The sequence below is a fragment of the Bartonella sp. AA81SXKL genome, assembly GCF_042196945.1.
Lineage (GTDB): Bacteria > Pseudomonadota > Alphaproteobacteria > Rhizobiales > Rhizobiaceae > Bartonella.
Genome location: NZ_JBHIRH010000090.1, coordinates 1 through 1,304, shown reverse-complemented (window position 1 = coordinate 1,304; position 1,304 = coordinate 1). Strand labels below are relative to the sequence as shown.

1 protein-coding gene and 1 pseudogene are annotated in these 1,304 nt (G+C 45.2%); both read right to left on the bottom strand.

Annotation, left to right across the window (positions count from 1 at the left end; all coding sequences use genetic code 11):
- Positions 1-117: 117 nt before the first annotated feature.
- Complete coding sequence (locus tag ACFINZ_RS09710) at positions 118-543, bottom strand: hypothetical protein (RefSeq protein WP_375630382.1); 426 nt, start codon at positions 541-543, stop codon at positions 118-120.
- Positions 543-1,304 (bottom strand): annotated as a pseudogene (locus ACFINZ_RS09705) (hypothetical protein); the annotation flags it as partial. The gene ACFINZ_RS09710 and the pseudogene ACFINZ_RS09705, both read right to left, overlap by 1 nt.

Here is a 1,304-nt window from a genome sequence, read left to right as displayed (position 1 = left end):
TCATACATGTTATACGCATCTGCACCCCCACGCTTAAAGACATTCTGCATCCAAGCAGGAGGGGCGCTTGTTTGTACCTGCTTCTGTTCTGTCGTTGTTGGTGTCTTGCTCCCCATGTCACAATTCCTTCCTATAATAAAGCATAGCTATGCCATAGCCTTGCTTGGTTAGTGCACGCTTCCAACCTAAACGACCCAAGATCTCCATTTCAGAAGCACCATTCTCACGCGCCCAATCCTCTACAACTTGCAAATTGTCAACTTGATCAAGAATGCCCTTGCCACTACATTCACAAATCAGTGCGCGCTTCTTTCCTAAAACTGTCTGCTGTATCTGGGTCGTGAATGCCGCTAAAAAGCGCTCGTCATCATCCAAAACAAGCCATAACTGTTTCTTGCCACTGCAAATCGCTTCAAGGAGCTCTTGCAACGTGATTTCATGTTTAAAACGTTCCACATACTCGCGAAACGACGCAATGATGTCTTCCAGATAAGGCGCTATACGCTCCATATCCCAAGACGTGGTCAAAAAGACTTTTGCCATTACCCTCTGCCTAAAGGACGTAAATCCACATTAAATCCTGTGATTTGGTTCCAATGAACACCTTCAGGAATACGCAATTTAAAGCGGTGATAACGATTGCGCGAACGACCATGATAAGCACCCGTGACATATGAACATGCCCTCTCTTGGTGCCATATAATCGGCGTCTGATGATTGCGAAGCCGACGCTCTCCTATGCTTAAAAGACCTTCCGTCGTATCAACTTCAGCAAACATCTTCGTGATAAAGTTAAAACTTCCATCTGGTGCCCCCATTTCTTGCGAAACAACCGTTGCCTCCATCGGTGCTCCCGTAAACATAACAAGCCGATTGTTATCATCAAAAGCACCAAGCATGGGAGCGCCACTTTGCCAACGAGGGCTGTCTAAAGAAGCCGGTAATGTCTCAAGATTGATCGAGATCTCATCTAACTGTTCTAAAGTATAACCTGTCGTAAATACTGGAAACAACGTGAAAGGTTTTCCCTGTAGCGTCGACCATTTCTGCAATCCCCAATCATAGACAAAGGTCGTTTGCTCGTTATTACCTCTTTTTAAGGACCAGTAAATCCGGTTATCAATGGGGTCTATAACCCCTTGCATCTCATCAAGAGCAAACTTATCAAAGGTTTTAAAAACCGTTCTATCAACCTTCTCAAAGCCTATCGGCAAAAGTTGACCATCAGCACTGATCTGATAAAAGCCACCATCACCAGCAAAAAAAGCATCACTCCCGCGACACGCTATAGAGGCTGCACTGCG